Source organism: Paeniglutamicibacter cryotolerans (genome assembly GCF_014190875.1).
GTDB classification, from domain to species: domain Bacteria; phylum Actinomycetota; class Actinomycetes; order Actinomycetales; family Micrococcaceae; genus Paeniglutamicibacter; species Paeniglutamicibacter cryotolerans.
Genome location: NZ_JACHVS010000001.1, coordinates 2694942 through 2716710, shown reverse-complemented (window position 1 = coordinate 2716710; position 21769 = coordinate 2694942). Strand labels below are relative to the sequence as shown.

The 21769-nt window shown below is 64.8% G+C and carries 15 protein-coding genes; 4 read left to right on the top strand and 11 right to left on the bottom strand.

The genetic code is table 11. The features are described from left to right. Position 1 precedes the first annotated feature (1 nt). On the bottom strand, positions 2-931 hold the full coding sequence (locus E9229_RS12475) for an ABC transporter permease (RefSeq protein WP_183511631.1): 930 nt from the start codon (positions 929-931) through the stop codon (positions 2-4). A gap of 104 nt (positions 932-1035) precedes the next feature. After that, on the bottom strand, positions 1036-2034 hold the full coding sequence (locus E9229_RS12470) for an ABC transporter substrate-binding protein (RefSeq protein WP_183511630.1): 999 nt from the start codon (positions 2032-2034) through the stop codon (positions 1036-1038). 409 nt (positions 2035-2443) lie between these two features. Here E9229_RS12470 and hrpA point away from each other — a divergent pair, with 409 nt between their 5' ends. Further along, positions 2444-6409, top strand: a complete 3966-nt coding sequence (gene hrpA, locus E9229_RS12465) for an ATP-dependent RNA helicase HrpA (RefSeq protein WP_183511628.1) — start codon at positions 2444-2446, stop codon at positions 6407-6409. Here the strand turns inward: hrpA and E9229_RS12460 are convergent. From E9229_RS12460 to E9229_RS12450, 3 genes are read right to left on the bottom strand one after another with little or no spacing between them, the layout of a single operon-like run. After that, a complete protein-coding gene (locus E9229_RS12460) occupies positions 6406-6831 on the bottom strand; it encodes an HIT family protein (protein WP_183511627.1) in 426 nt (141 codons plus the stop codon). The two genes, hrpA and E9229_RS12460, sit on opposite strands and share 4 nt — an antisense overlap. Before the next feature lie 9 nt (positions 6832-6840). Then, a complete protein-coding gene (locus tag E9229_RS12455) occupies positions 6841-7953 on the bottom strand; it encodes an NAD(P)-dependent alcohol dehydrogenase (protein WP_407671364.1) in 1113 nt (370 codons plus the stop codon). A gap of 6 nt (positions 7954-7959) precedes the next feature. Beyond that, positions 7960-8841 carry a sulfurtransferase gene (locus E9229_RS12450; protein ID WP_221184452.1) on the bottom strand — a complete coding sequence of 294 codons (882 nt, stop codon included), beginning with the start codon at positions 8839-8841 and terminating at the stop codon, positions 7960-7962. Between the two features lie 113 nt (positions 8842-8954). Here E9229_RS12450 and E9229_RS12445 point away from each other — a divergent pair, with 113 nt between their 5' ends. Beyond that, positions 8955-10052 (top strand): PLP-dependent cysteine synthase family protein, encoded by a 1098-nt coding sequence (locus tag E9229_RS12445; RefSeq protein ID WP_183512044.1) that lies wholly within the window; start codon positions 8955-8957, stop codon positions 10050-10052. Here the strand turns inward: E9229_RS12445 and E9229_RS12440 are convergent. Further along, on the bottom strand, positions 10049-10705 hold the full coding sequence (locus E9229_RS12440; RefSeq protein ID WP_183511624.1) for an MBL fold metallo-hydrolase: 657 nt from the start codon (positions 10703-10705) through the stop codon (positions 10049-10051). The genes E9229_RS12445 and E9229_RS12440 overlap by 4 nt on opposite strands. 160 nt (positions 10706-10865) lie before the next feature. On the opposite strand from E9229_RS12440, the gene E9229_RS12435 reads away from it, so the two are divergent. Next, positions 10866-11303 carry a Fur family transcriptional regulator gene (locus E9229_RS12435; RefSeq protein ID WP_183511623.1) on the top strand — a complete coding sequence of 146 codons (438 nt, stop codon included), beginning with the start codon at positions 10866-10868 and terminating at the stop codon, positions 11301-11303. 1014 nt (positions 11304-12317) lie between these two features. On the opposite strand, the gene E9229_RS12430 is transcribed toward E9229_RS12435, so the two are convergent. Genes E9229_RS12430 through E9229_RS12410 form a run of 5 tightly spaced genes read right to left on the bottom strand, consistent with a single transcriptional unit; the run spans position 12318 to position 17459 of the window. Continuing rightward, entirely contained in the window at positions 12318-13205 is an 888-nt protein-coding gene (locus E9229_RS12430) for a metal ABC transporter permease (RefSeq protein WP_183511622.1), read from the bottom strand. 5 nt (positions 13206-13210) lie between these two features. Next, positions 13211-14008: a metal ABC transporter ATP-binding protein gene (locus tag E9229_RS12425; protein ID WP_183512043.1), complete on the bottom strand. Its 798-nt coding sequence runs from the start codon at positions 14006-14008 to the stop codon at positions 13211-13213. 34 nt (positions 14009-14042) lie between these two features. Beyond that, positions 14043-15002, bottom strand: a complete 960-nt coding sequence (locus E9229_RS12420) for a metal ABC transporter solute-binding protein, Zn/Mn family (RefSeq protein WP_183511620.1) — start codon at positions 15000-15002, stop codon at positions 14043-14045. Positions 15003-15042: 40 nt separating this feature from the next. Next, the gene (locus tag E9229_RS12415; RefSeq protein ID WP_183511619.1) at positions 15043-16134 is read right to left on the bottom strand and encodes a hemolysin family protein; all 1092 of its coding nucleotides are present in this window, start codon (positions 16132-16134) and stop codon (positions 15043-15045) included. Next, positions 16131-17459, bottom strand: a complete 1329-nt coding sequence (locus E9229_RS12410; protein WP_183511618.1) for a hemolysin family protein — start codon at positions 17457-17459, stop codon at positions 16131-16133. Before E9229_RS12410 ends, E9229_RS12415 begins: the two co-directional genes overlap by 4 nt. A 458-nt stretch (positions 17460-17917) precedes the next feature. Between E9229_RS12410 and E9229_RS12405 the strand changes: the two genes are divergently transcribed. Beyond that, positions 17918-21670, top strand: a complete 3753-nt coding sequence (locus E9229_RS12405; RefSeq protein WP_183511616.1) for a multifunctional oxoglutarate decarboxylase/oxoglutarate dehydrogenase thiamine pyrophosphate-binding subunit/dihydrolipoyllysine-residue succinyltransferase subunit — start codon at positions 17918-17920, stop codon at positions 21668-21670. Positions 21671-21769: the final 99 nt, after the last annotated feature.

Sequence of the window (21769 nt, the reverse complement as noted above, 5' to 3'; positions counted from 1 at the left end):
ATCAGGCCACCGGTTCCTTCTGTGCCGAGGCACTATCCGTCTTGTTCGTAGCGGCGGAGGACCCCTTCATGCGGGCAGATATCTTCGAGAAGCCCTTCCACTGCGGCAACACCAGCGCGATGACCACCAAGATGGCGGAGATCATCTTCATGTCGTTTGGCTCCAGGCCGGCGCTCAGCGCCAGCTGGATGACCAGGCGGTAGAGTACGGCGCCGAGGATCACTGCGAGCGTGGCGATCCAGATGTACTTCGAACCGAAGATCGCCTGCCCGATGATGACCGATGCCAGTCCAATCAGGATCAGGCCGATGCCCATGCCGACGTCTGCGAAACCCTGGTACTGCGCGATGAAGGCACCACAGAGGGCCACCAGTCCGTTGGACAGGGCCAGGCCCAGGATCTTCTGGTTGTCGGTGCTGACGCCGAAGCTGCGGATCATTTCCTCGTTGTCGCCGGTGGCCTGCATGGCCAGCCCGACATCGGTGCGCAGGAACCAGTCGATGGCGAACTTCACCAGCAGCGCGAGGGCGAAGAAGATCGCCACGGAGAAGACCGTGCCAAGCATCTTCCCGTCACGCAGCGGGGTGATCAACGTGGTTTCGCCAAGTAGCGGCACGTTGGCCTTGCCCATGATGCGCAGGTTGATCGAATAGAGGGCAATCATCGTCAGGATGCCGGCCAGCAGACCGTTGATCTTGCCCTTGGTGTGCAGCAGTCCGGTGACGGTACCGGCTGCGGCTCCGGCGAAGAACGCCAGCAGCGTGGCCACCAGCGGGTTGATGCCGTTGACGATGCCGACGGCGGCGACTGCCGCGCCGGTGGTGAAGCTTCCATCAACCGTCAGGTCGGGGAAGTCCAGGATGCGGAAGGTCAGATAGACCCCGAGTGCCATGATCGCGTAGATCAGGCCTAATTCAACCGCGGTGATCATGGGGATCCTTGCGTTTCTCGAAATGAATTGGGACGGTGGCCGGTCGAGATTTCCGGCCGGCCACCGTTGTCGGCCCTATGGGGCCAGATACTGCAGAGGTAGTGCTACTTCTTGAGGTTGACTGCCTTGTCAAGCATGTCGGCCGGGAAAGTGATTCCAACTTTTGCCGCGGCGTCGACGTTCAGGTACAGCTCCACATCGTCGAGGGTTTCGACCGGCATTGTTGCCGGTGTGGCCTCGCCCTTGAGGATCTTCACTGCCATGGCGGCGGTCTGCTCACCGAGCTTCTCGTAGTTGATGCCATAGGTGGCGGTGGCGCCACGTTCGACGGACTCACCATCGGCGGAGATGACCGGGATCTTCTTGTCGTAGGAGACCTGGAGCAGTGCTTCGAGGGCCGAAACGACAGCGTTGTCGGTCGGCACATAGAAGGCGTCGACGTTCAGCGACTGGGCTGCCTGCTGGACCTCGGTGGAGGAAGAAATCGCGGCTTCCTTGATTTCGAGGCCGAGCTCAGCGCCGGCTTCCTTGGCCATCTTTACCTGGACTTCGGAGTTCACCTCGGCCGAGGAGTAGACGATGCCAACGGTCTTGGCCTCGGGCCTCAGCGCCTTGAGCAGCTCCAGCTGCTCCTTCACCGGGTTCTTGTCCGAAGTGCCGGTGACGTTGCCGCCCGGCTCCGCGTCGGATTTGACCAGCTTGGCCGCCACTGCATCGGTGACTGCGGAGAAGACGATCGGTGTGTCCTGCATGGCAGAAGCTGCAGCCTGGGCGGTCGGCGTGGCGATGGCCATGACCAGGTCCAGCTTGTCGGCGGCGAACTTGCCCATGATGGAGGCATTGGTTGCCTGGTCGCCCTGGGCGTTCTGGATGTCCAGGGCAACCTTGTCGCCACTGTAACCGGCGTCGGCCAGGCCCTTGATGAAGCCCTCGCGCACCTGGTCAAGGGACGGGTGCTTGGTGATCTGCGAAATGCCGATCTTGACCGGCTTGGTTGCATCCGGGGTCGCTGCCGGGCTATCCCCGGCACCTCCGCATGCGGTTGCCAGGAGGGCGACGGCGAAGAGGCCGGCGGACAGCTTGGCAGTTTTTGCAAATTTCATTAAAGAAATACCTTTCACGACGTGCGAGTTCCGCCCGTTTTCAACGACGTTGGGCCGGGCTTGTTCGCGATCTCAGTCAAACGAAATCCGTTGCCGGACGTCGCACCACGAACGCTTTAGATCCTACCTGTGAAGCATCTCACATTGTGTCCATGCTTCGGCAATATCCAGATCCTTTGTTCGAAAATGACTACATCTCATGGACGGTTTTGATTAAAATCTGGCTATTTGTCGGTTTTTGTACGCGTTTCACGGGGGCTAACGGCTGTTCGTTTGACATCGACTTGACCAATCATCTCGGCGTGCCGGTGACCACCGGATCAGTTTGATCCCCGGAGGGGCAGGGGACAGCTCCCGCCAACCCCCGGTGCATCGGTGCTGGCCGGCACCTCGCTAGACTGGGAGAACCATGGCGATCACCATTTCCTACCCCGAATCCCTTCCCGTCTCCGGTCGTCGCGACGACATCATGGAGGCGATCCGCGACAATCAGGTCGTGATCGTCGCCGGTGAAACCGGATCCGGCAAGACCACCCAGCTGCCCAAGATGCTGCTCGAGCTCGGCTACGGCACCAAGGCCATGATCGGCCACACCCAGCCGCGCCGCCTGGCCGCGCGCACAGTGGCCGAGCGCATCGCCGAGGAACTGGGCACCACCATCGGCGAAGAGGTCGGCTTCCATGTCCGCTTCACCGGCGAGGTCTCCCGTGGAACCCGGGTCAAGGTGATGACCGACGGCATCCTGCTGGCCGAGATCCAGCACGACAAGATGCTCAAGAAGTACGGTGCCATCATCATCGATGAGGCCCACGAGCGCAGCCTGAACATCGACTTCCTGCTCGGCTACCTCAGCCAGCTGCTGCCCCAACGCCCCGACCTGAAGCTGGTCATCACCTCCGCGACCATCGACCCCGAGCGCTTTGCGCAGCACTTTGCCTCCCCCGCCGCGATTGGCGCCGAGTCCCGCGAGCCCGTTCCGGCCCCGATCATCGAGGTCTCCGGGCGCACCTTCCCGGTGGAGCTGCGCTACCGCCCGCTGAACCCTGCCGAGGGCATGGACGATGACGAACTGGATCCCGATGACGCCGTCGAGGACCGAGACCCGCTCGATGCCATCTGCGATGCGGTGGACGAACTGGCCACCGAGGCCCCGGGCGACATCCTGATCTTCTTCTCCGGTGAACGCGAGATCCGCGATGCGGCCGAGGCCCTGCGGGCCCGGGTACAGACCAACAAGCGCCTGACCGGTACCGAGATCCTGCCGTTGTTCGCCCGGCTCTCGCTGGCCGAACAGCATGCCGTCTTCCACCCCGGTTCCAAGCGACGCATCGTGTTGGCAACGAATGTCGCCGAAACCTCGCTGACGGTGCCGGGCATCAAGTATGTGATCGATACCGGCACAGCCCGCATCTCGCGCTATTCCCACCGCACCAAGGTCCAGCGCCTTCCCATCGAACGGGTCTCGCAGGCCAGCGCCAACCAGCGCTCGGGACGCTGCGGGCGCGTCAGCGACGGAATCGCCATCCGGCTGTATTCGGAGGAGGACTTCGCCTCGCGTCCGGAGTTCACCGATCCGGAGATCCTGCGCACCAACCTGGCAGCGGTGATCCTGCAGATGAGCGCGATGGGCGTGGTCAAAAGCGCCCGGGACATCGCCGACTTCCCGTTCGTCGAGGCCCCTGACGCGAAAGCCGTCACCGATGGCGTCTCCCTGCTGCGCGAACTCGGAGCCGTCCAGGAGGGCCGCGACGCGGGCATCACCATCGTCGGGCGCAAGCTCGCCCAGCTGCCGGTGGACGTGCGCCTGGGCCGGATGATCGTGGAGGCCGGCAAGCGCGACTGCGCCAAGGAGGTCATGGTGCTCGCCGCCGCCCTGAGTATCCAAGACCCGCGTGAGCGCCCCTCCGAAGAGACCGGCAAGCGCCAGCGCGCCAACGAGCTGCACAAGCGCTTCAGCGACGACAAATCCGACTTCACCGGGCTGCTGAACCTCTGGGGATACCTGCAGGAACAGCAGAAGGAGCTCTCCTCCTCCGCGTTCCGCCGATTGTGTAAGAACGAGTTCATCAACTACCTGCGCGTGCGCGAATGGCAGGACCTGTTCTCCCAGCTGCGCCAGCTGGCCAAGCCGCTGGGCATCGTGCTTTCCCCCGATCCGGTGGATCCGGTGGCGAAGCACGAGCCGGTGCACATCTCGCTGCTCTCCGGGCTGCTGGGCCACATCGGTTCCTGGGACGAGCGCAAGCGCGACTACCTGGGCGCGCGCGGCACCCGCTTCTCCGTGTTCCCCGGTTCGGCGCTGTTCAAGAAGTCCCCGGACTGGGTGATGGCTGCCGAATTGGTGGAAACCAGCCGGCTCTGGGCCCGCACCGCCGCGCGCTTCGACCCGCTATGGGTCGAGTCCGTCGCGCCGCACCTGGTCAAGCGCAGCTACTCGGAACCCCATTGGTCGCGCAAGATGGGCACCGTGATGGGCTACGAGAAGGTCACCTTGTTCGGGCTGCCCGTCATCCCGACCCGGCGCATCCAATACGGGCGCGTGGACCCGGTGCTGAGCCGCGAACTGTTCATCAGGCACGCCCTGGTGGAGGGCGACTGGAAAACCCACCACAAGTTCTTCCACCGCAACCGGGCACTGCTCGAAGACATCGAGGAACTCGAAACCCGGATGCGCCGGCGCGACCTGCGCGCCTCGGACGAGGACCTGTTCGAGTTCTACGACGCGCGCATCGGCGCCGAGGTGGTCTCCGAGCGGCACTTCGATACCTGGTGGAAGGAGGCCCGGCGAGAGCATCCGACACTGCTCGATTTCGACGCCGATGCCCTGCTGCAGGCAGACGCCGAAGAACTGGACACCACCGCCTACCCGCGCACGTGGAAGCACGGCTCGCTGGACCTTGACCTGTCCTACGACTTCAACCCGGTTGCCGGGGCCGGGGAATCGGACGGGGTCACCGTCCGCGTACCGGTGCTCTTCTTGAACCAGCTCGATCCGGCACGCTTCCGCTGGCTGATCCCGGGATTGCGCACGGAGCTGGTCACGGCACTGATCAAGTCCCTGCCCAAGGCCGTGCGCAAGAACTTCGTGCCGGCCCCCGATGTGGCGCGCCTGGCGGTTGCCACGTTGGAATCAGATTTCGACCCGGCCACCGACGAGCTGGAGGCATCCCTCGAGCTCGTCCTGCGCCGGCTCAAGGGCGTGGTCATACCGCCCCGCTCGTGGAACTGGGATGCGGTCCCGGCGCACCTGAAGCCTTCCTTCCAGGTGATCGATTCCTCGGCGCGGATCCTGGATGAGTCCAAGGACCTGGGCTACCTGCAGCAGTCCCTGGCCGCGGCGAACCGCGCGGCGCTTGCCGCATCGCTCGGCCTCTCCGAGGTGCCGGCCACCCCGAAGGAGGCCCGTCCTTCGAAGGCCGCGGCGTTCAAGGCCGCCACCGGCAAGGCCAAGTCCAAGGCTCCCCACGGACCGGGGGGCCCCTCGCCTTGGGAGCGCGACGGGCTCAGGGACTGGGATACCGGGTTCGGGAACGACGGCGTCATCGAACGCAAGGTCGTCACGACGATCTCCGGGCAGCAGGTCACTGCCTACCCGGGGCTGGCAGACGCCGGGGATTCCGTGCGGCTCACCGTCTTCCGGAACACCGACGAGCAGCTCGCCGCCCACCGGGCCGGCGTCATCCGCTTGCTGCTGCTCAAGGTCCCTTCCCCCGAGCGCTACGTGCTGGACCATCTGAGCAACCAGGAAAAACTGGTCTTCACGCAGAACCCGCATGGTTCGGTGGCATCGCTGATCCAGGACTGCACGATGGCGGCGGTGGACAAACTACTGCCCGAGGAGCTGCCCTGGAACCCGGCGTCCTTCCAGTCCATCTACGAGCAGGTGCGCGCCGAGCTGATCGACACCGTCTTCACGGTCACCGCCATCGTGGAGAAGATCCTCTCGAGCGTGCGCCGCATCGAAAAGCGGATCAAGAAGGCCTCGTCGCTGGCGCTGGTCAACGCGCTGGGCGATATCCGGATGCAGCTCTCGCAACTGGTCTACGCCGGATTCGTGGCGCGCACCGGCTACGCCCAGCTCGCCCAGCTGCCGCGCTATGTGCTGGCCATCGAAAAGCGGCTGGACAAGCTGGAGGCCGGCAACGTGAACCGCGACAACGCGGCAATGCTTGCCGTCCAGGCCCTCGAGGACGACTACGACGCCGCGCTGGAGAAGCTGGTTCCCGGCACCGGGACGCCCCCTGCACTGGCGAAGGTGAAGTGGATGATCGAGGAGTTCCGGGTCAGCCAGTTCGCCCAGGAACTGGGTACCGCCTACTCGGTCTCCGAGAAGCGCATCCGCGCCGCCATCAGGGACGGCGGCGCGCTGTCCTAGGCCGTCGGGACGACCTCGTCGAAGCCGTCCTCGCGCAGGGCAGCGCGCAGCGCTTCTGCGTTGGCATCGAGCTTCGCGGGATCCGGGTTGGCATCGGCCCGCGAGATGTCGAAGTCGGCCAGCGAATTGGTCGGCCACACATGCACGTGTAGATGCGGGACCTCGAATCCGGCGACCATCAGCCCGGCGCGCTCGGCACCGAAGGCCCGCTTTTGCGCGCGGCCGATGTGTCCGGCTACGACCGTGAGCTTGGCCATGAGTTCGGGGGCGTCGGTCCATTCGTTGACCTCGGCGCGGGGCACCACCAGCGTGTGTCCGTCGGTGATCGGGCCGATGGTCAGGAAGGCGACCAGCTCGGGGTCCTTCCAGATGAAGCGGCCGGGGATCTCCCCGTTGATGATCTTGGTGAACAACGTGCTCACTGATGCTCCTTAGTTCGTCGCGCGGAGGGTTCCGGCGTCCAACACAAAACGATATTGCACATCACCGGCAACCATCCTGTCCCACGCAGTGTTCAGCGCATCCGCGCCCACCACCTCGACGTCGCAGACCACCCCGTGCTCGGCGCAGAAGTCCAACATCTCCTGGGTTTCGGCTATCCCGCCGATCAGCGAACCACCGTAGCGCAGACGGCGCGAGATCAGCCGCCCCACGTCCACCGGCGGCATCGGGCCGGAGGGAAGGCCCAGCTGGATCAGCGCCCCGTCCCTGCGCAGCGTGGCCAGGAAGGGACCCAGGTCGTGCGGCGCCGCCACGGTATCGATGAGCAGCGACAGCGTGTCAGATGCCTCGGCCATGGCTTCCTGGTCGCCGGTCACCACCACCCTCGCGGCTCCCAGCTCCAAGGCGGCTGCCCGCTTGGATTCCTTGGAGGTGAACACCGTGACATCGGCGCCCATCGCGGCCCCGATCTTCACCGCCGTGTGCCCCAGCCCGCCCAGGCCCAATACGCCGATCCGGTCCCCCGCCGCCACTCCGTAGTGGCGCATCGGCGAATAGGTGGTGATCCCGGCGCAGAGCAGCGGGGCGGCGGCAGCCGGGTCAAGCCCGTCCGGAATCCGCAGTACGTAGGCGCAATCGACCACGATGGAACTGGCATAGCCGCCCTGGGTATACTCGCCGGTGCGCGTATTCCGGGCCCCGTAGGTCCCCACCGATGCGCCGCAGAACTGCTCCAGCCCCGCATCGCATTGTTCGCAGTCGCGACAGGAATCCACGAGGCACCCCACGCCCACGCGGTCCCCCACCCGGAAATCGTCGGCCTCCGGCCCGACGGTCCGCACGATGCCGACTATCTCATGCCCTGGCACCAGCGGCAGCGTCCGCGCTCCCCACTCCCCGCGACCGGCATGTACATCCGAATGGCACAAGCCGCAGAATTCGATGTCGATCAGCACATCGCGGGGCCCGGCCGCCCGGCGCTCGACGCGCAGCGGAACCAGCGGCCCCCCGGGTTCGGCAATGCCCATGGCCCCGACGCTCGAGGGTCGGGAGGAACGGGGCTGGGAACCGCGCGGCGGCGGGACGGGTCGACCAATCATGATTCGAACCTACGCCTTGGTGCCGGTACTGGCCAGCCCGCCCGGATCGCCCAGCTCGGCCGGACGCCCGGGGTCAGCCGCATACTGCGACCAGGATCCGGGATAGAGCACGCCCTGGATCCCGGCGATGCCCAGCGCCAACAGCTGGTGGGACGCGGTGATCCCGGAGCCGCAATAGGAGCCCACCGGGCCGGTTTCGGGGGTGATGCCCAGCCCGGCGTAGCGATCGCGCAGCACGGCAGCCGGCAGGAAGCGCCCCTCGGCATCCAAGTTGGCCAGGGCTGGCGCATTACGTGCCCCCGGGATGTGCCCCGGGCGCGGGTCAAGGACCTCGGCCTCTCCCCTGAAGCGCTCCGCAGGCCGGGCGTCGAGCAGCACACCCTGTCCCGGGAAGGCAGCGGCAGCCTCGATATCCAGAACCGGCAGCTGCCCCCATCCGACGTCCACCGGGTCAGCCGGCGGAGAAACAGGCCCGGGTTTGCCGGCCTCCAGCGGGAGGCCGGCGCGTTTCCAGGCGCCGAGTCCTCCATCGAGCACCCGTATCCCGATGATCCCGGCATGGCGCAAGAGCCACCAGGCCCTGGCCGCAGCCATCGAACCCCAATCGTCGTAGGCCACCACCACGTCACCGCAGCCGATGCCCCACCGGGCCACGGCCCGACCGAAGTCCCCGGGATCGGGCAGCGGATGCCTCCCGGCAGCCGCTGATGCGCATCCGGCGAGCTCCGTGTCCAGGTCCACGAACACGGCACCGGGCAGGTGCCCGGCCACATAGTGCTCGAACCCGTTCGGATCCCCGAGCGCCCAGCGCACGTCCAGCAGCACGATGCGGGCCGGTGTTTCGAGCAGCCGGGCCAGTTCCCCGGCCCCGATCAGTTGGTCCTGCTTCATTATCAGTTTCTCCCTCATGCCGGGTGATCCGCTTGCCACCCATTGTGCACCACGCCGCCCGGCGCTGGCTGAAGGGACCCCCGGGCGCGACTAGTGTGGTGGGGGTGGACAACATTTCAGCTTCAAATACAGCGACCCGGGCCTGGGTCGACCGTGCGGTGCGCTTGATCGACGCCGACAACGCCCGCTCCGCCGACACCCACCTGCACCGTCTCCCGCTACCCGCGCATTGGGGCATCGACCTCTATCTCAAGGACGAGTCGACACACCTGACCGGAAGCCTGAAGCACCGGCTGGCCCGCTCGCTCTTCCTTTACGGACTGGTCAACGGTTGGATCACCGGGGGGACCACGATCGTGGAGGCCTCTTCAGGCTCCACCGCGGTCTCCGAGGCGTATTACGCCCGGCTGCTGGGCCTGCCGTTCATCGCCGTCATGGCGGCCACCACCAGCCCCGAAAAAATCAAACTGATCGAGGGCTTCGGAGGCCGCTGCCACCTGGTCTCGGATCCGTCCGCCGTCTATGCGGAGGCCGAACGGCTGGCATCCGAAACCAACGGACACTACATGGACCAGTTCACCTACGCCGAGCGTGCCACGGACTGGCGCGGTAACAACAACATCGCCGAATCGATCTTCGAGCAGCTGCGCATGGAGGAGCATCCGGTCCCGGCCTGGGTTATCGTGGGCGCCGGCACCGGCGGTACCTCGGCGACCATCGGGCGCTACCTGCGCTACCACCGCCTCGATGCCCGGCTGGCGGTCGCGGACCCCGAAGGCTCGGTCTTCGCCACCGCCTGGCATGCTTGGGCGGACGGAGGCGATCCGCGCGCCGTGTCCGGTCGCGCGAGCCGCATTGAGGGCATCGGCCGGGCCCGGCCGGAACCCAGCTTCATCCCCTCGGTAATCGACGCCATCCACACGGTGCCCGACGGTGCCGCAGTGGCAGCCATGCGCCATCTGCAGGAATGGGCCGGGCTCGGCGCTGGCCCATCGACCGGAACCAACCTGTGGCTGACCTGGCAGCTGATCGCCTCGATGCGCGCCGAGGGCCGCACCGGCTCGGTCGTCTCGCTGATCTGCGACGGATCCGAACGCTACGCCGATACCTACGGCCAAGACTCATGGCTCGCCGCCGGTGGCATCGATCCGGCACCCTACACCGGAGTCATCGACGCCTTTCTCGAAACCGGGGTCTGGGGCGGGCACTAGATCTCGCGGTTGTCTCCTGTTGACCAGGTCTCGAACCGGCTGCCATAGCGCTGGCCGAAGCGTTCCAGGAGCCCTGACACCAACGCCAGCCCGCGCTCATTGAGCAGCGCGTCGTGAATCGGCAACACCAGTGCGGCGCGCATGGCAATCAGGTAGTCGATGGTCGATCCGACGTCGGCCCAAGGCGCATGCAGCGGGATCAACAGTGTCGTCGGGGCAACGCCGTCGGGCACCACGAAACTGTCGCCGGGGTGGAAGAGCTTGCCATCGATCAGGTAGCCGATGTTGTCAACCACCGGCAGCAGCCCGTGAATCACCGCGTGCTGTCCGCCATAGGTCCGTACCGACAGGCCCGCCACCCGAAGTTCTGTGCCGGGAACCACGTCAATGATCCGTTCCGCGGCCCGCGGCTCGGCGGATCGCAGCGTAGCGGCAAGTCCTGCCGGCGCGTACAGCGCCATGTCCGGGGTGGCTGCAAGCAGGGGCAGCACGGTTTCCCGGTCCAGGTGGTCGGCGTGTTCGTGGGTGATGAGGATGGCCTCAACGTCGGCAAGCGCCGCAGCCGCATCGCTCCAGCTCCCGGGATCGATCACCAATACCCTGCCGGCCTGTTCGATGCGAACGCAGGCATGCCCAAATTTCGTGATGTTCATGGCATCAGCGTACTGGCGGGCACGGCCTGGGGCTACCGTCGCAACCCGGTTCCCACATGGCCCGCTGGTAGGCTGGAGGCAGCGGCAACCGGGTTTGTCCCCGGCTCCGTCCCCGCACCAGCCCAGGCAATCCCGCCCCGTTCCAAGGAGTATCGCACCGATGAGCACACCGGCTCCCGAACGTCGTGGCAGCGAACAGCGTGTCACTAAACAGCGTTTGGCAGTGACAGCCGCGCTGGGCATGGTCGATGATTTCGTCAGTGCCCAGGAACTGCACCGCTGGTTGATGGACGACGGAGCGAAGGTCTCGCTGGCAACCGTCTACCGGCTGCTCCAGTCCCTCGCCGAAGACGGCCTGGTCGACGTCTTGCGTGGCCTGGAGGGTGAGGCGATGTACCGCCAGTGCCGGGCCGAGCACCACCACCACCACCTGGTCTGCCGCAAGTGCGGCAAGGCCGTCGAGATCGAGGCTCCGGCGGTTGAGGCCTGGGCGACGCGAGTGGCCCGGGAAAACGGGTTCTCCGATCCCTCGCACACGGTGGAGATCTACGGTTTGTGCCCAGCCTGCACGGCCACGGCAGCCGCCGGTGCAGCATAGTCGTTGGCTGAACCGACCCGTTGGCCGGCCCTACGCCGTATCGTAAGTAGTGCGGTCCCGTCCGCTGCCGACAGGCCGGCTGCATGGCGGCTCACTAGCGCTGGGAAGGTGGCGACCCGGGAATTTGAACGTCAGGTTCCAGTGAGTACCCCGTTCGCCGGGCCGCAATACTGCTAATGCATTTTCCCCGCAAGGACCCGCTTCGCTGTCGTTCCTCGGACTCCGGAACAACTCTGGCTATAGCCTCTCCCCCGCCCATGGCCCACGCCATGGGGTCGGCAAGATGCTCGATGCCTTGTCCGCTACGCGTCCGGTAGACCTTGTCCAGCCGGCGCTCGCCCTTGTTGATGTAACCTCTTCCATGCTTCTTGGCGCTGACTTTGAAGGTCCTGATATGTGCACCTTCATGGAGTACAACGAACTTCATGCCGGAGCCCGCGGATAGTTAGGCGGCATTTCAATCCGAAAAGGGGAAAGCGGGCACTGCTTCGAAGAATGGTGCACCCCATGGTTTCCCGGTGTCCATAGACAATTACCTGGTTCGGATAATGCGCCTTCATCTCGTCGCAGGAGGCCTGGATGTATCCGGTGTATTGTTTGGGATTCACCTGCCTGATCGTGGCCGATGGGCATGTTCAGGTCTTTTCAATGGCCGTGGCAGGTATATGGCCCGATACTTCACCGTAGCGGTGGCTAGCTCCGTGGGCGTCGTGAGCCACCCGGTTGATTGGCCGCATTTCCCCTTTTCGGGGACACCGTTTGAACGGTCTTGCACTTGCCACCGCGGTACTGCTGCAGCCGGCCCTTGCGTGTGCCCAGAGTGTTGCACAGGGCGACGACTTCCGCTCCCACCATTACCAGCAAGCTGGCCATGGCAACGGCGGGTATTTTTGTACGGCGAATCCTTGTGGACGAGCCTATGCCCGAACGGGTAAACCACATGTCAGGCGAGGAATGCACCCGGTGTGGCTGGGTGCAACTACGACAACGGCACTGCCCTTGGTCCCGGCTACGCTACACCGCGACCGGAAGCGCGGCGGGCTGCTTTTCACGCCTGCCGGCCACCTCCCGGCGCCAAGCGATCACCCGGCAGACCACGTAGATCAGGAACGAAATCGTCGTCACGTAGGGACTGATCGGCAACCGTCCGGCCAAGGCCAGCAGAATGCCACCAACGACCGAAACCATCGCAAAGACCACCGAGAGCACGATGGTCAGCGCCGGGCGAGCCGTCACTCGGACGGCAGCGGCGGCGGGAGTGATCAGCAGCGAAAGCACCAGCAGCGCACCGACGATCTGGATCGACAGGGCGACTGCCAGGCCCAGGAGCAGCATGAACGCCACGGACAGCTTGGCCGCGGGCACGCCTCGGGCCGCTGCCACCTGCGGGTCGACAGAAACGAACATCAGCGGCCGCCAGATGGCGACCAGCCCGACGATCACCACCACGGCGCATAGGGCCAACAGTCCGAGCTGGACCTGGTCCACGGCAACGATCTGACCGGTCAGCAAGCCGAACTTATTCGCGCTGCGGCCCTCGTAGAGTGCGAGGAACAGGATGCCCAGGCCCAGGCCGAAGGGCATGAGTACCCCGATGATCGAGTTACGGTCCTTGGCCGCCGCACCCATCAGTCCCAGCACCAGCGATGCGGCAATGGAACCCACTAGGGAACCGACAACCACGTTGGCGCCGATCAGCAGCGCGAAGGCGGCACCGGCAAAACTGAGTTCGGCGATGCCGTGCACGGCGAAGGCCATGTCGCGCATCATCACGAACACGCCGACCAGCCCACCGACCAGCCCCAGCAGGGCACCGGCCAGCAACGAATTGACCACCAGCGGCAGCAGTTCAGCGTAGTCCTCGAAACTGAAGACGGTTTTCAGGATTTCGTTGAAGTCCACTGGACTTATTCCCCTTCGACCGGGTGCTGGTGGGTGACGGCATCAGGCATCCCGACGACCACAATGCGACCGTGGGACTCGAAGACCTCAATGGGTGACTGGTAAAGCTCGGAGAGCACCTTGGAGGTCATGACTTCGCTCGGAGCACCGATGTGGAATCGGCCTCCGGCCAGGTACAACACGCGGTCCACATATTGCAGAATCGGATTGATCTCATGGGTGATGAAGACGACGGCGGCACCCTTGTCGCAGGCCTCGGAGTGAATCAGCGAGGACACTGCCTGCTGATGGTGCAGGTCCAGCGAGAGCAGCGGTTCGTCGCACAGGAGCAGCCGCGGATCATCGCTCAGGGCCTGGGCCGCGCGTAGCCGCTGCTGTTCGCCGCCGGAGAGCACGCCTACCGGACGGTCGGCGTAGCTGGTGGCCCCGACCCGCTCGAGCAGCTCATCGACCTTGCGGTTCAGCTTCTTATGGAAGATGCGTGGACCCCATTTGTGTCCGTCGATGCCCAAGGCGACCAGGTCCCTGGCACGCAGCGGAGTGTCGGGGGCGAAATGCTGCTGCTGCGGGATGGACCCGACCAGCCGTGAACCGCGGGTGACCGGCTTGCCACAGATTTCCACCGTGCCGCTGGTCAGCGGTTGCAGGCCCAGCAGGGTCTTCACCATGGACGACTTTCCCGAGCCGTTGGGCCCGAGCACCGCAAGGAATTCTCCGGGTGCGATATCAAGGTCGAGCCCGGACCAGAGCACGCGTTCTCCAAAGCGAAGCCCCGCATTACGCAGCCGCACCACCGGTTCCACGCCCGTCTTCGCCACTGTGGGCCTCGGGTTGGTCTCAGTGTTCAAGTGCGGCCTCCAAGTGGTTAACGTTGTCGTTCATCCAGGACAGGTAGCTGTCGCCGGCGGGAAGCGTTTCGGTGAAGTCCAAGATGGGGACCCCATATTGTTCAGCGACCTTGCGCGCCGCCTCGGTCTGCGGGCCGGAGGTCTGCGAGTTGTAGGCAAACACGTCGTAGGCCCCTGACCGCAGTCCGTCCGAGAGCCGCTTGAGCAGCAGCGGTGGCACGTCTCCGCCAGATTCCATGGCCTCGCCCAGCCCCTCCGGGGTGGCGTCCTTCATGCCAGCCTCGGTCAGCAGGTAATAAGGGACGGGTTCGGTCATCGCGAAGCTCTTCGAGCCGCCTCCGGCGGTCAGGTTTTCGAGCCGGCGCTCGATTTTTTCCGTGCCCGCAGAGAATTTCCGGGCGTTCGCGGCAAAGCGCTCTGAAAATTCCGGCTCCAGGGCGGAGAATCGCGCGGCCAGGGTGTCGGCAAGCTCGGCCACGACATGGGGGTCATACCAGACGTGTTCATTGGCTCCCCCGTGGTCGTGGCCGGACGCGGCCTCAGCCGAGGATCCTTCCGCATGGGTGTCATGCGCCTCGGAATCGAGCCCCACGACCGAGATGATGGTGTCGGGTGCGAGCTTCAGCGACCCTGCCAAGGCGTCGATGAACACGTCGTATCCACCGCCATTGGCAATGACCAGATCCGCCCTGGAGACGGCGAGTTTGTCGCGGACCGTCGCCTCATAGGAGTGCGGGTCTTGGGAGGTCTTGTCGATGATCGCAGTGGCATCGACCCGGTCACCGCCGACAGCCCGGGCCACATCCGCATACACACTGGTGGAAGCCACCACGCGGATCCCGCCCACCCCGGCTTCCGGGGTGGGCGGGGATGCTACGGCACCGCCGCCGCAGCCACTCACCAGGAGCAGTGCGGCCAGGGCTGCGACGGTGCGGAGGGAGCGGGCCATCTGCGGACCCTTCGGAAGCTGTCGAATCATTGCTTCCATTCTAACTCAAATGCGAGTCATTTTCATTATCACCGGATTCGTTCTGCCGACGCAGCCCCTGGGACTGCGTCGCATCGCGGATCTCCCCGACCAGCTGTTCAAGTACATCTTCCAGGAACAGCACGCCGAGCGTCACCCCGTCCGGGCTGATCACCCGGGAGAGGTGCGATCCGTTGCGCTGCATGACCACCAACGCGTCCTCGATCTCCTCTGCGGCGCGCATATTGCCCAGCGCACGCAATTTCGAGACCGAAATCGGGTCGTGGTAACGAGAGTCCGGAAGGTTCATCACGTCCTTCATATGCAGGTAACCGGCCAGCGTGCCGTCCGGTCCCTCCATCACGAAGCGTGAGAATCCGGTTCGACTGACCGCCTTTTCGAATTGCGCCACGGTGGTTCCCAGCGGCAGAGTCACTAGCTCCCCCAGCGGCACCATGGTCATTTCGGCGGTGTACTGCGAAAATTCCAGGGCACCGGAGAGCAGCCCGCTATCGTCTTCGACCAGCCCACTGCGGGTCGATTCGGCAACAATGGTGGCCACCTCCTGGCGGGTGAAGCTGGAGTTGACCTCGTCCTTCGGCTGGACGCCGAGCAGGTGCAGGAAACGGTTGGCCATCCAGTTCAGGGACACCACTACCGGATACACCGCCTTGGACAGCCACAACAGTGGTGTCGCCAACAGCATGACCGCCTTGTCGGCCAGGGAGACCGAGATGTTCTTGGGCACCATTTCACCGAAGGTCACATGCAGGAACGTGACGGTCAGCAGGGCAAGCACAAAAGCTACGCTCCCGGCCAGTGCCTCCGGCATACCCAACAGATGCAGCGGGGCCGCCAGCAGGTGGTGGATCGCCGGCTCGGCGACATTCAGGATCAGCAGCGAACACACGGTGATGCCGAGCTGGCAGACTGCCAGCATCAGCGACACGGATTCCATGGCCTTGAGCGCGGTCTTGGCGCGCTTGTTGCCGGCATCGGCCAACGGTTCGATCTGACTGCGCCGGGCGCTCATCACGGCGAATTCGGCAGCAACGAAGAAGGCGTTGCCGAGCAGGAGCACGACGAGCCAGAAGAGTCCCATGAAGTCGTTCACTTGGACTCCCCCTCGTGCTCGGAGTCTTGCGGCTCGGGGGTCGGTTCGTAGCGGACCCGGTCCACGCGGCGTCCATCAAGGGATTCAACGACGAGGACCCCGGAAGGGATCTCGATCCGGTCCCCGGCCTCGGGCAAGCGCCCCAGCTCGGACATCAGGAACCCGCCGACCGTTTCATAGGCGGCGTCGTCCGGGATCTGCAGCCCAGGCACCTTTTCCACCAGCTCGTCGGGGCGCAGCAGGCCCGGGAAGGTCCAATTGCCCGACGCCGATTGCAACACGCCAACCAGCGCCCGGTCATGCTCGTCGGACACCTCACCGACGATTTCCTCGATCAGGTCCTCCAACGTGACCATGCCGGCCGTCCCCCCGTATTCATCCAGGACCACGGCAACTTGGAGGTTCGCCTCGCGCAGCTCCTGGATCAACGTGTCCAGATGGACGGTTTCGGGAACGAAAATGATGTCTGAAAGGATGTTGGCGGCCACCAGCCTGTCACGCTTGCCGCGGGGAATGCCGATGGCCTTTTTCACATGGCACACGCCCTGGATGTCGTCGGCAGAGTCATCGACCACGGGGAAGCGTGAATAGCCGGTGCGTCGGGCCAGCTCGATGACATCATTGACCGAGGCGTCCTTGTGTACCGTCTGCATCCTGATCCGCGGCGTCATGACATCGGCGGCCGAACGCTCCGAGAAGCGCAGCGTGCGGTTCACGAAATTTGCCGTGTCGGCATCGAGCGTTCCCATTTCGGCGGAGCGGCGCACCAGCGATGCAAGCTCGGCCGGGCTGCGGGCCCCGGAGATCTCCTCCTTGGCCTCCAGCCCGAACAGGTGAAGCACCTTGTTGGAAAAGCCGTTCAGCACGACGATCGCGGGCCTGAACACGGCGGTGAAGATCAGTTGGGGTCCGGCGACGGCGCGCCCGATCTCGAAGGCCTTGGCAATGGCCAGGTTCTTGGGCACCAGTTCGCCGATGACCATTGAAAGCAGGGTGGCCAACAGCATCGCGACGATCAGGCTGACCGGTACGGCGCTGTCACCCAGCCCCAGCGCCCGTAGCGGTACCTGCAGCAGTTTTCCGACGGACGGTTCGATTACATAGCCGGTCAACAAGGTAGTCAGGGTGATGCCCAGCTGGCATGAGGAAAGCTGGGTGGATAGCGATTTGAGGCAGCGCAGCAGGGCGGCGGACTTCGCATCACCCTCGTCCACCGCACGTTGCACGGTGGATTGGTCCAGTGCAACAAGTGAGAATTCGACTGCGACGAAGAAGCCGGTGCCGAGAATCAGCAGCAGGCCGAGTAGGAGTAGGAGCCATTCCATTTAGCGTCCCACCCCCGGTGCAACGGGGTAGGGCATGCGCGACGGCCTGGACTTCGAAAGCTGACGGCATCGGGGATGACCTGATCTGGAAGGCTCCAAGGCGGAAGCGGATGAGCTGGGCAAGCAGAGACGTGATTTGCCGGCGCTGCGCTGTGACGCGGCTGGCCGGCACCGAGAGTGACTGTCCATAAGGATCACAGTCTATCGGAACACTTTGATGGTGTCCTCCGGATGACCTGCACAGGCACCCCCGGCAGGGCACTGCGCTGCCTACGGGTCCCGGATCGGGAACCCCTGACTAATTTCAATTGTGATGCGCGCCGCATAAATTAACACCGGGGCCCGGTTAGTCACTAGACTGGACGGCAGGTCTAGGACCATGCCCGCGTCTGCGCACACCCCATCGCGACGCAGGACCATGGAAGACAAATCGGCAATCAGGGAAGAGGCGTAAAACCGTGCCAGATCAATCGCACCACCGACTGACCGAAGAGTTTGGTGGGAACGAATGGCTCGTCGATGAGCTGTACCAGCAGTTCCTCAAGGACAAGAATTCAGTAGACAAGAAGTGGTGGGAGATCTTCGAATCCCTCGACGGCGCACCCGCAGCTGCCGCTCCCGCCGCACCTGTCGCACCGGCACCCGCCGCTCCGGTCACCGGAGCCCCTCGCGCCGCCAATGCCGCCACCTCGGCACGCCCGGCAGAAACCCCGGCGTTTCCGGCCGCCCCGATAGCCGCAAAGGCACCGGCAAACCCGGCGCCCATCACCAAGGCCCAGGCCATTCCGGCACAGCTGCCCAAGAGCGCGGCCGTCAACGCCACCGCGGGCGAGTCCAAGAAGACCCCGCTGCGCGGTCCGGCCAAGGCCATCGTTACCAACATGGAAGCCAGCCTCACGGTTCCGACAGCCACCACCGTCCGCGCCGTTCCGGCCAAGGCACTGATCGACAACCGCGTGGTCATCAACAACCACCTGGCCCGCGCCCGCGGCGGCAAGGTCTCCTTCACCCACATCATCGGCTTCGCCGTGATCCGTGCGCTGAAGCTCTTCCCCTCGCAGAACGTCACGTTCGAGGAAATCGACGGCAAGCCCATGGCCGTCCAGCCAGCCAACGTGAACTTCGGCATCGCGATCGATATGCCAAAGCCCGATGGCAGCCGCATGCTGGCCGTTCCGAATATCAAGAAGGCAGAGACGCTCTCCTTCTCCGAGTTCTGGAACACCTACGAGGAACTGATCAAGCGCGCCCGCAACAATAAGCTGACGGCCGACGACTACGCCGGCACCACGGTTTCGCTGACCAACCCTGGTGGCATCGGCACGGTGCACTCGGTGCCGCGCCTGTCCAAGGGCCAGGCCACCATCGTGGGCGTCGGCGCGCTGGAGTACCCGGCCGAATTCCGCGGCGCCAGCCCGAAGACCGTCGCCCTGCAGGGCATCGGCAAGGTCATCACGCTGACCTCCACCTATGACCACCGCGTCATCCAGGGTGCCGGTTCGGGCGAGTTCCTGCGCCTGATCGAGTCCCTGCTGCTCGGCGAGCAGGGCTTCTACGACGAGATCTTCGAAGCGCTGCGGATCCCGTACGAACCGGTGCGCTGGTCCGTCGACAACCAGGTCGACATCGACCTGCAGATCAACAAGATCGCCCGGATCCAGCAGATGATCCACTCCTACCGCGTGCGCGGCCACCTCATGGCCGACACCAACCCGCTGGAATACGTCCAGCGACGCCACCCGGACCTTGACATCCAGACCTACGGCCTGACGCTGTGGGACCTGGACCGCGAGTGGGTCACCGGCGGTTTCGGCGGCAAGGACCGCCTGTTGCTGCGCGATATCCTCGGTGTGCTTCGCGATGCCTATTGCCGCACCACCGGCATCGAATACATGCATATCCAGGACCCGGTCGAGCGCCACTGGTTCCAGGACGAGCTGGAGCACAAGTACTCCAAGCCGACCCGCGAAGAGCAGCTGCGCATCCTGTCGAAACTGAACTCCGCGGAGGCCTTCGAGACCTTCCTGCAGACCAAGTTCGTCGGCCAGAAGCGCTTCTCCCTCGAGGGCGGAGAATCGCTGATTCCGCTGCTCGACGGCATCATCTCCGACGCTGCCGACCAGGGCATGGACGAGGTTGCCATCGGCATGGCCCACCGCGGCCGCCTGAACGTGCTGACCAACATCGCCGGCAAGACCTATGCACAGGTCTTCCGCGAATTCGAAGGCACCCAGATCCCCGGTTCCGTCCAGGGATCGGGCGACGTGAAGTACCACCTGGGCACCGAGGGTGAATTCACCTCGGACCAGGGCAACCAGACCAAGGTCTACCTGGCCGCCAACCCGTCGCACTTGGAGGCCGTCGACTCGGTCCTCGAGGGCATCGTGCGCGCCAAGCAGGACCGCATGGACCAGGGCGAAGGCAACTTCAACGTGCTGCCGATCCTGGTACACGGTGATGCCGCATTCGCCGGCCAAGGCGTCGTAGCCGAAACCCTGACCCTCTCGCAGCTGGAGGGCTACCGCACCGGCGGCACCATCCACGTTGTCGTGAACAACCAGGTCGGATTCACCACCTCGCCGTCCAATTCGCGATCCTCGGTGTACTCCACCGACGTCGCGAAGATGGTCCAGGCGCCGGTCTTCCACGTCAACGGCGATGACCCCGAGTCCGTCGTCCGCATTGCCCAGCTCGCGTTCAAATACCGCCAGCTGTTCAACAAGGACGTCGTCATCGACATGGTTTGCTACCGTCGACGCGGCCACAACGAGGGCGACGATCCCTCAATGACCCAGCCGATGATGTACAACCTGATCGAGGCCAAGCGCTCCACCCGCAAGCTGTACACCGAGGCCCTGGTTGGCCGCGGCGACATCACGCAGGACGAAGCCGACCAGGCTCTGCGCGACTACCAGGAACGCCTGGAGCGGGTCTTCGCCGAGACCCACGCCGCACAGACCTCGCCCATCCCGGTCATTCCCACCGGCGCCACCTCGGTGCACGACCTGGAACTGCCCACCGCACAGCGTAACGACGAGGCTGCGCTGCCGACGGAGAACCCCACGGCGATCTCCCCGGCGACGCTGGCCCACATCGGAGCAGCACACTTGGCCGTCCCGGAGGACTTCACCGTCCACCCGAAGCTCAAGGTCCTGCTGGAACGCCGCGAGAAGATGTCCCGCGAAGGCGGCATCGACTGGGGCTTCGCCGAGCTGGCCGCCTTTGGTTCGTTGTCCATGGAAGGCGTGCCGGTCCGGCTTGCCGGCCAGGATTCGCGCCGTGGTACCTTCGTGCAGCGCCATGCGGTCTTCCACGACCGCCTCAACGGCGAAGAGTGGACCCCTCTGCTGCACCTGTCCGACGACCAGGCAAAACTGTGGATCTACGATTCCCTGCTGTCCGAATACGCGGCCATGGGCTTCGAATACGGCTACTCGGTCGAGCGTCCGGACGCCCTGGTGCTCTGGGAGGCCCAGTTCGGCGACTTCGTCAACGGCGCCCAGACGGTCATCGACGAGTTCCTCTCCTCCGCCGAGCAGAAGTGGGGCCAGCGTTCCTCGCTGGTGCTCATGCTGCCGCACGGATACGAGGGCCAGGGCCCGGACCACTCCTCCGCACGCATCGAACGCTTCCTGCAGATGTGCGCCGAGGAAAACATGGTCGTTGCCAACCCGTCCACGGGAGCGAACCACTTCCACCTGCTGCGTCGCCAGGCCTATGCCCGTCCGCGCAAGCCCTTGGTCATCTTCACCCCGAAGCAGCTGCTGCGCCTTAAGGCCGCCGCTTCGTCGGTCGAGGATTTCACGCAGGGCACGTTCCAGTCGGTCATCGCCGATCAGGGTAACCTGAACCCGGCCGATGTCGATCGAGTGCTTCTGGTCTCTGGCCGCCTGTATTACGACCTGGCCGCGGCCCGGACGAAGGCCAATGACACGAAGACCGCTATCATCCGTGTCGAGCAGCTTTACCCGCTGCCCCTCGAGGAGATCCGCGCCGAGCTGGCCAAGTATCCGAACGCGGAAATCGTTTGGGCACAGGACGAGCCCGAGAACCAGGGCCCGTGGCCGTTCATTGCGCTGAATCTGCTTCCGGAACTGGACCGCACCGTACGGGTCGCCTCGCGCCCGGCCTCTGCAGCCACCTCCACCGGTACGCACAAGCGACATGAGGTTGAGCAGTCCATCCTGCTGCAGCAGGCTTTCCAGCGCTAAGCGCCGGGTACCACAGCAAGACGAATAAACGCGTGACGGAAGGGACGGAACACAATGTGTTCCGTCCCTTCCTCACTTGGCTGACTGCTAAGGTGGGCG

What these genes read in the sequence shown, in the direction of transcription:
- E9229_RS12420 (WP_183511620.1), bottom strand. Translation starts at nt 15,002, where the DNA reads ATGGCCCGCTCCCTCCGCACCGTCGCAGCCCTGGCCGCACTGCTCCTG.
- E9229_RS12410 (WP_183511618.1), bottom strand. Translation starts at nt 17,459, where the DNA reads ATGGAATGGCTCCTACTCCTACTCGGCCTGCTGCTGATTCTCGGCACC.
- E9229_RS12475 (WP_183511631.1), bottom strand. Translation starts at nt 931, where the DNA reads ATGATCACCGCGGTTGAATTAGGCCTGATCTACGCGATCATGGCACTC.
- E9229_RS12435 (WP_183511623.1), top strand. Translation starts at nt 10,866, where the DNA reads ATGAGCACACCGGCTCCCGAACGTCGTGGCAGCGAACAGCGTGTCACT.
- E9229_RS12450 (WP_221184452.1), bottom strand. Translation starts at nt 8,841, where the DNA reads ATGAAGCAGGACCAACTGATCGGGGCCGGGGAACTGGCCCGGCTGCTC.
- E9229_RS12470 (WP_183511630.1), bottom strand. Translation starts at nt 2,034, where the DNA reads ATGAAATTTGCAAAAACTGCCAAGCTGTCCGCCGGCCTCTTCGCCGTC.
- hrpA (WP_183511628.1), top strand. Translation starts at nt 2,444, where the DNA reads ATGGCGATCACCATTTCCTACCCCGAATCCCTTCCCGTCTCCGGTCGT.
- E9229_RS12440 (WP_183511624.1), bottom strand. Translation starts at nt 10,705, where the DNA reads ATGAACATCACGAAATTTGGGCATGCCTGCGTTCGCATCGAACAGGCC.